This window comes from Protofrankia sp. Cj5 (assembly GCF_917627405.1).
GTDB lineage: Bacteria > Actinomycetota > Actinomycetes > Frankiales > Frankiaceae > Protofrankia.
Genome location: NZ_CAKJTO010000124.1, coordinates 6,523 through 13,654, shown reverse-complemented (window position 1 = coordinate 13,654; position 7,132 = coordinate 6,523). Strand labels below are relative to the sequence as shown.

Genomic DNA, 7,132 nt, shown 5'->3' with positions numbered 1-7,132 from the left:
GGACGGGCCAGCGCATTGGCTTCCCGCAACGGGCCGACGGGCGGTGGCGCCGGCCGTCCGGCACTGTCGCCGGCCCAGGCCGGCACGCGGCCACCGGCCCAGGCGAGCACGCGGCGCGCGGTCGTCTCCGCGTTCATCCGAGGGCCGCGTTCATCCGAGAACCGCCTTCATCCGGCGGTCACCCAGTAGGACGTGAGCGACATGTCCTCGCTGCCAGGCTCGGCGTGGTAGAAGCGCAGCACCCGGTCGTCCGGGCTGCCGCGTTCGATGTTGACCAGGCCGGCGACCTGCCAGGGCCGGCGGAACGTGGTCGTGTGCAGCTCGACGTCGACCGAGGACAACCCGATCTCGCTGGTGGCCGGGAACAGATGGGTGTGGTACCAGCCGACGAGCCGTTCGTCCCGGCCGCGCCTGGCCAGCTGCTCGTTGATCCGCAGGAAGCTCTCGCCGGTGAAGGTGAAGTGCAGCAGGGACGCGCCGGTCCGCTCCCCCGCGATCGCGGCCGTGATCTTCACAAGGTGGCTGCCGGGGCGATCGGCGTCACGGTAGACGTGACCGGCGAGGAAACCGCCCTCCTCCACGTCGCCCGAGAACTCCGTCCGGTGCTTGAGGGCGTCGGCGACGTCCCGGTCGACCACCACCGCGACTCCCGGCACCGCCCCGGGATCCTTCGCTGCCTCGGGCGCCTCCGGTACCTCGTCCGCCACGTCGGCGCCGAGCTCGGCGAGGCTCGCGGCCGGGGGGTCCGGATCGTGGACCTCCTCCAGGTGGAAGGCCCGGGGCCGGCGGGAACCCACCGTCACCTCGATCCGGCCGTCCACCTCCGGGACAGGCCTGACCAGGGCCACCTGGTCGAACCCGGGGCCGCGGACACCGAACCCCCAGTGCGTCTCCGCCGGGATCCGCTCGGCGAGCAGCCGCTGCAACGGCCGGGCGATGATCTCCCGGACGGCGTGCGGATGCTGGTAGAGCACCTCACCGTCCCGGACGATGCGCACCCGCACGTAGCCGTGGCTCGACCGGAGGTTGACCACCGACGGGCTGCCGGGAAGCTCGGAACCATCCGCGACTGGCAGGAACAGCAGCTCGAACCGGCTGCCGACCAGCGCCTCGCCCAGCAGCCGTTCGAAAACGCTCTGCAACAGCCGGACGAGCGGCACCCGACCGACCCGGACGTAGTCGTCGGTGCGGTACAGCTCGACCTCGGCACTCATCGTTGCCCGGCCCCCGCGTCGGGGGCGGTGACGCTTTCGATGACATTGCGGTAGACCGCGCGGTGCCGCGGCGCCTGGAACAGCACCCGGCCACCGATCTCCGCCATTCGGCCCTGATGCGCGATGACCCATTCGGCGGCGGCCCGGTCGTAGTAGTTGCCGACAACCTCGGGCCGGCCAGAAGCATCCAGCCGGCCGCTTTCCTCCAGCAGGCTGTAGTTCCGGAACGCGGCCATGTCCACCAGAATCTGGCACAGCTCGCCGAAATCCAGGGACGGCGTGTAGGACTCGGCCAACGCGCCCAGGCACACCAGCCCCTGCTGGGCCTCGTGTTCCCGGGCCTGGTCACTGTCATAGTTCGGGAACACGTTCGGATGGAAGATCGGCGTCAGCCAGAAAAGCAGCGGCGGCGTTTCGGGGAACTCCGGGCCGAGCTGCACCAGAACCACATGCCGGTCGACGGCCACCGGATCGTCACCGGGTGCCGCACCGGGCCCGAAACTCGGCTGGCTGAACTCCAGCTCGTACTCGGTGGGCAGCAGGTTCGAGTTCGCCCGCACCTGGAACCCGGGATGCGCCCGCGCGTAGGCGACGATCTGGTTGCGGACCCGTTGCAGCGCCTCCTGCCGGTCCTTCGGGTTGAGCGCCCCGGCTCGGGCCTCCACACCGATCCGCATCCGGGAACCGTTACGAATGCCGGCTTTGTGCAGCGTGTCGTCCCCGTTGAGCCGCCGTCCCGACCCGTCGTCCTGAACCTCGTCGACGACGACAGAGCGGGTCGCGTCGGTGTAGCCGGGCGGGTACTCCTCCAGCACCGAAGAGGCCACGTTGCCGACGGTCTGCTGGGCGGGGGCGTCGTTCAACCGGAACTGCCGGCCGTCCGGCCCGCGCGCGTACAGCGTCTGGAACACATAGTCGGGTTCGCCCGCCGGGACGAGCGTCCACCCGAGGTCGGTTCTCTCGATCTGCTCCCGCACCCGTTCGGTGGTCGCGTCGTTGACCCGGTAGGAGACGGCGTGCGAGGTCGACCAGAATTCGTGCGGTTCCAGGCCGAGGCTCGCGAGGGTCTCGCAGGCGTGCTGACGTTCCGGCTCCGAACTCGCCCGCACAATCACATGGCAGCTCTGCGCCGGCCCCTGTTCGACCCCCTCGTCCGCGGCCCCCGCCGGCTGCTCGGCCGCGCCTTCGGTGGTCGTTGGGCGAACGGCGTCCGCCTCGATAGGTGCCCCGGCCCCGTTCGCGGCGACGGCATCGGGTGCCGCGTCGGCGGCAAGATAGCTGGCGGCGAGCTGCTGAAATACGGGGTTACCTGGGAAACGGCGGCTGGCTGTGCGCAGCAGCCTTCGGTAGGGCGCGCCCACGATCGTCCCGGCGTTGAGCTCGAAGAAGATCTGACTCCACCACTGTTCCGGGTTGCCCCCCTGGAGAACCGGACGGTACGCGAGCGGGAAGTCGATCTGGTTGAGGATGATGGCGGCGGCGGACTCCGTTGTGTAGACCGCGGCGAGCCCCTCCCGTAAGTCGTCCCGATCGTCCCGGCTCAGAGGAATGTCGGCGTCGCCAACCGGTGCCACCAGACCCCCCACCTCCGCAGCGCCGACGTCGCAACGGTTGTCCCGCTTGCGCCATAGCGTGAGCGTAGTCCCCGCCACAGCGATAACAACGTCCGGTACGGGAGCACATCACCCGAACGCCGGCCACAGAGTCAACCGGCGGCCGGCGGCAACCGGGCACGACAGGTCTGCCGCGCCCGGCAGGCAGGCTCGCGGCGACCACTACGGTTGAGAAGGAGCAGGACCGGTGGTCATCATCGCCGGTGCCGGTGCCGGCGGAGTCCGTACAGCCGTTCCAGCGGTGCTCCGCGGCCCGGTCGGCCGGTGAGACGTACGGGAGCTCACACGGCGGTGTGGCGTCCGGACGTGCGTCCATACTCGGTGGGATGCGACGTCACCCGGTCCGTTCGGCTGGGAGTGGATGATAGGCGGCAGAGCGCCGTATCCGGGGAGGCAAGTCGTGCCCAACGATGCTGATCGTTTCGAGGTGCCGCTGTACAGCGTCGCCGAGGCTGGCCGGTACCTGCGAGTGCCGACCTCGACCTTTACGACCTGGGCATACGGATATGCGCGACGGCGACCCGGACGACCCCCGGTTCGCGGTGAGCCGATCGTCACCGCATGTCCTGCGACGGAGCACGGCGAGGCTGTGGTTCCGTTCATCGGTCTTGCCGAGGGCCTGGTGCTCGCAGCGATCCGGCGATCCGGCGTGCCGCTTCAACGCATCCGGCCCGCCCTCACCCGCCTGTCCGAGGATCTCGGGATCGCGCACGTCCTAGCGTCCAAGGCCCTTTACACCGACGGCGCCGAGGTACTCTACGACTTCGCTGAGAGCCAGGGCGACACACCTGAAGCGCGAGGTGCACGGGAGCTGGTCGCCGTGCGTAAAGGCCAGCGGGTGTTCGGGGATATCGTCGAGGCATACCTGCAGCGCGTCGACTTTGCACCGGACGGCTATGCCCAGCTCATTCGTCTACCCGAATACCAGCATGCCGACGTCGTGGTCGACCCCCGCCGCGGGTTCGGTCAGCCGATTTTCTCCCATGGCGGAGCCCGGCTCGAAGACGTTCTGGGCCGCTTCCACGCCGGCGAGCAGCTCGCGGAGGTCGCTGAAGAGTTCGGTGTCCCCCCGGACGAACTGGAAGACGCCGTACGCATCGCCAGCAAACCCGCCGCCTAGTGACAGCACATTCCGAGGGGCTTCCCCACGTCTTCGTCGACCGCAGCCTCGGTCGTATCGCCGTCCCTCGGCTGCTGCGACAAGCCGGTATCGAGTTGACGACGCTCGCCGAACACTACGGTATCCCGCACGACGAGAAGGTCGAGGACATCACCTGGCTCACCGATACCGCTCGGCTTGGCTGGGTAGCGTTTATGAAAGACGAAAGAATCAGACGCAGACCCGCCGAGAAGGCAGCCGTCATAAAACACGCCGTTCGCTGCTTCTACATCACTCGGCAGAACCTGTCCGGTCCGGAAATGGCCCAACGATTCATCGACAATCTCGACGCGATCGTCACCGCGTGCACCAAGGCGGGACCATTCATCTATGCCGTTCACGCCAACCAGATCAAAGAAATGGATCTCGGCTAGCGAAATTCAACCTGTTGCCCGCAGCGATTTGACGAGTTTTGTGTAACCGTCTTCTTCGAAGAGATTCACCCAGTGCCATTTCTGCAGGCGATCCGGCAACTCGCAGTGTTCGAGCTGTACGGGAATCAGGAAGATCGACCCTTCGGGCTGCTCGTCGGCGACGTCCAGCGCGTGTTTAATTTCCTTCTGGACATACCCCCTCTTATCCGTGGACGTCGAGGACAGACAGACGAGAACAACACGACTGGTACGAATGGCTCGACGAATCTCCAGATCCCAGTCCTGACCGGGCAGCAGGGCCTCGGTGTCGAGCCAAACCTCGAATCCGTCACCGCGCAGCCGCTTGTAAAGATCCCGGACTCGGGGTTTGTCCTGGGACGCATGACAGAGAAAGATCTTTGACGACCCGGCCGCCGTCGTGGCCAGCGTGTCCCCAGCGGCCTCGCCGGCGAGATTGAGATAACGAACAGCAAGTCGCTGGAACACGGCGTTTCCGGGGAAACGACGCCCGGCTGTGCGCAGCAGCCGTCGGTAGGGCGCGTCCACGACCGTCCCGGCGTCGAGCTCGAAGAAGATCTGAGTCCACCACTGCTCCGGGTTGCCCCCCTGGAGGACCGGGCTGTACGCAAGCGGGAAGTCGATCTGACTGAGGACGAGGGCGGCGGCGGACTCCGTCCGGTAGGCCGCGGCGAGTTCCTCCCGGAAGTCGTCCCGATCGTCACGGCTCAGACGAATGTCGGGACCATCACCCGAACGCCCGTCGTCCGACGGGCCGCCGGCGTCGCCGGAACCACCAACCGGTGCCACCAGACCCCCCGCCTCCGCAGCGCCGATGTCGCAACGGTTGTCCCGCTTGCGCCGTAGCGTGAGCGTAGTCCCCGCCACAGCGATGACAACGTCCTGGTACGGGTTCCTGCTGCGAGAAACACCGTGCCCGGATCGAGGCGGATCCTGCTCCGGCAACGGGACGCGCGGTCATACCCGGTTATACTCGGCGCATGAAGACCGCGATCTCAATCCCGGACGAGACGTTCCACGAGGCTGAGCGTCGCGCGGCCGCACTCGGCGTGAGTCGCTCCGAGTTCTTCACGACAGCCGCCCGTCGCTACATCCAGGAGCTCGACGCCCAGTCCCTGACTGAGCGCATCGACGCCGCACTTGAGCTCGTGGGTCCCGACGAGTCGTTCCAGGCCGCGGCGCTCGCCGGCCGGCGGGCACTGGGCGACAGCGAGGACTGGTGATCAGACGTGGCGATGTTCACTGGGTCGACCTCGGCGAGGCGGCGGGCGCTCGCCCCGCGAAGCGCCGACCAGTGGTGGTCGTCCAGGCCGCGCCCTACAACGTGAGCCGGTTGGCCACAGTCGTCGCGGTCGTCATCACGTCGAACACCGCGCTCGCCACCATGCCCGGCAACGTCTTCCTCCCCGCCGCGGTGACCGGCCTGCCACGCGACTCCGTGGCCAACGTGACCGCCATCGTCACTGTCAACAAGGACGAACTCGGGCGCACTGTCGGCGCCGTCCCGGAGAGCCTCATGCGGGACCTGGGCAAGGGGCTACGTCACGTACTCGCGCTCTGACGCGTCCCTGATCTGGTCATCGCGCCTGAGCTCGCAACCCACGATCGCACCAAGGCCGTAAGGGTGAACCGTTGATGGTCGCCGTGGACACCACCCCGCTGGCTCGGCCCGACGCGGTGTACCCCAACGAGCGCCCCCGCCCCCGCAGCGAGGAGTTCGCCATCATGGTCGAGATTGCCTGATGCCGCCAGTTCCCGTTCCCGTTCCCGTTCGCGGCCGCGACACCCACCCTACGTGTCTACCGGCTTGCCGGTATCCGTCTAGCAGGTAGACTCACCTCATGCGGGCACGCGAGGTGAACCGGGCCATCGAGCGGGCCGGTGGTGTGTTCGTCCGCCAAGTCGGTTCACACAGACGTTATCGCGCAATCTACATCGATATCGACGGTCGGGAAGGGCGAGCGGAGACGGCCGTGCCCCAGCATCCTGGTGATGTTCCAACGGGAACACTTGTCCGGATCGAGGCAGATCTTGCCCCGGCGTTCGGAAAGAGGTGGCTACGAACATGACGACCACGACACGTGCTGTCTACCGGGTCAATATCACGCGGGAGCGAGACGCGTGGCTCGCCGACGTCCCGGACGTTCCCGGCGCTCACACCTTCGCACGGAGCCTGTCCACGCTGCAGCGGAGCGTGCGGGAGGTCATCGCCCTCATGACCGACCGGGCAGACGACGCCCTCGACGTCTTTGACCTCGATGTCCGATACGAGATCGGCGACAGTTCCACAGCCGTGACGGCAGCGCGCCAAGCCCGCGCAGAGGCGGAACGGGCCGAGCATGCCTCCGCCAGCGCCATCCGGCGGGCAGTTGCGCGCCTGCCCACATCGCTGTCTGTACGCGACATCGCTGAGCTGCTCGGTATCTCCCATCAACGAGTCTCACAGGTACGCGCCGAGATCAACAAGAGCGGACGCGGCATCGACGATGGACCCATACCCGCAAGCGGATAGCATCTTGATCTGCGCCGGCCACGAACCGTGAGCGTGGACGGCAATGGACCGGCGAACTCAGCACTGATCGTTTCGAGGCGCCGCCATACCACATCGCCGAGGCTGGCGGGTACCTGCGTGTCCCTGATCTGGTCATCGGCGTCCCCTCGGACGAGCTGGAAGACGCCGTACAGATCGATGGAGGTGATTTTTCGAGGTTTGTGCGCCGAAAATGGCCTCTTAGAGCGCCCGGCAATAGGGGT

At 67.3% G+C, this 7,132-nt stretch carries 9 protein-coding genes; 6 read left to right on the top strand and 3 right to left on the bottom strand.

The features are described from left to right. Positions 1 to 167 precede the first annotated feature (167 nt). Together MJ777_RS19870 and MJ777_RS19865 are read right to left on the bottom strand one after the other, a co-directional pair. Entirely contained in the window at positions 168 to 1,214 is a 1,047-nt protein-coding gene (locus MJ777_RS19870; protein ID WP_239377418.1) for a JAB N-terminal domain-containing protein, read from the bottom strand. After that, positions 1,211 to 2,788: an effector-associated domain EAD1-containing protein gene (locus MJ777_RS19865; protein ID WP_239377417.1), complete on the bottom strand. Its 1,578-nt coding sequence runs from the start codon at positions 2,786 to 2,788 to the stop codon at positions 1,211 to 1,213. The genes MJ777_RS19870 and MJ777_RS19865 overlap by 4 nt, the downstream gene beginning before the upstream one ends. A gap of 439 nt (positions 2,789 to 3,227) precedes the next feature. On the opposite strand from MJ777_RS19865, the gene MJ777_RS19860 reads away from it, so the two are divergent. Further along, positions 3,228 to 3,947, top strand: a complete 720-nt coding sequence (locus MJ777_RS19860; protein WP_239377416.1) for a DUF433 domain-containing protein — start codon at positions 3,228 to 3,230, stop codon at positions 3,945 to 3,947. Next, complete coding sequence (locus tag MJ777_RS19855; RefSeq protein ID WP_239377415.1) at positions 3,947 to 4,360, top strand: hypothetical protein; 414 nt, start codon at positions 3,947 to 3,949, stop codon at positions 4,358 to 4,360. Before MJ777_RS19860 ends, MJ777_RS19855 begins: the two co-directional genes overlap by 1 nt. A 6-nt stretch (positions 4,361 to 4,366) precedes the next feature. Here MJ777_RS19855 and MJ777_RS19850 read toward each other — a convergent pair whose 3' ends face one another. Further along, positions 4,367 to 5,245, bottom strand: coding sequence for a toll/interleukin-1 receptor domain-containing protein (locus tag MJ777_RS19850; RefSeq protein ID WP_239377414.1), 879 nt, complete (start codon positions 5,243 to 5,245; stop codon positions 4,367 to 4,369). Positions 5,246 to 5,358: 113 nt separating this feature from the next. On the opposite strand from MJ777_RS19850, the gene MJ777_RS19845 reads away from it, so the two are divergent. The 4 genes from MJ777_RS19845 to MJ777_RS19835 all read left to right on the top strand — a co-directional run bounded on the left by MJ777_RS19845 (position 5,359) and on the right by MJ777_RS19835 (position 6,890). After that, positions 5,359 to 5,601, top strand: a complete 243-nt coding sequence (locus MJ777_RS19845) for a ribbon-helix-helix domain-containing protein (RefSeq protein WP_239346784.1) — start codon at positions 5,359 to 5,361, stop codon at positions 5,599 to 5,601. Beyond that, positions 5,595 to 5,939 carry a type II toxin-antitoxin system PemK/MazF family toxin gene (locus MJ777_RS19840; protein ID WP_239377420.1) on the top strand — a complete coding sequence of 115 codons (345 nt, stop codon included), beginning with the start codon at positions 5,595 to 5,597 and terminating at the stop codon, positions 5,937 to 5,939. The genes MJ777_RS19845 and MJ777_RS19840 overlap by 7 nt, the downstream gene beginning before the upstream one ends. A 280-nt stretch (positions 5,940 to 6,219) precedes the next feature. After that, complete coding sequence (locus tag MJ777_RS23240; protein WP_370652784.1) at positions 6,220 to 6,447, top strand: type II toxin-antitoxin system HicA family toxin; 228 nt, start codon at positions 6,220 to 6,222, stop codon at positions 6,445 to 6,447. Further along, on the top strand, positions 6,444 to 6,890 hold the full coding sequence (locus tag MJ777_RS19835; protein WP_239377413.1) for a type II toxin-antitoxin system HicB family antitoxin: 447 nt from the start codon (positions 6,444 to 6,446) through the stop codon (positions 6,888 to 6,890). Before MJ777_RS23240 ends, MJ777_RS19835 begins: the two co-directional genes overlap by 4 nt. Positions 6,891 to 7,132: the final 242 nt, after the last annotated feature.

Bases quoted from the DNA above. Each gene is read 5' to 3' on its own strand.
- MJ777_RS19870 (WP_239377418.1), bottom strand. From the start codon at position 1,214: ATGAGTGCCGAGGTCGAGCTGTACCGCACCGACGACTACGTCCGGGTC.
- MJ777_RS19845 (WP_239346784.1), top strand. From the start codon at position 5,359: ATGAAGACCGCGATCTCAATCCCGGACGAGACGTTCCACGAGGCTGAG.
- MJ777_RS23240 (WP_370652784.1), top strand. From the start codon at position 6,220: ATGCGGGCACGCGAGGTGAACCGGGCCATCGAGCGGGCCGGTGGTGTG.
- MJ777_RS19835 (WP_239377413.1), top strand. From the start codon at position 6,444: ATGACGACCACGACACGTGCTGTCTACCGGGTCAATATCACGCGGGAG.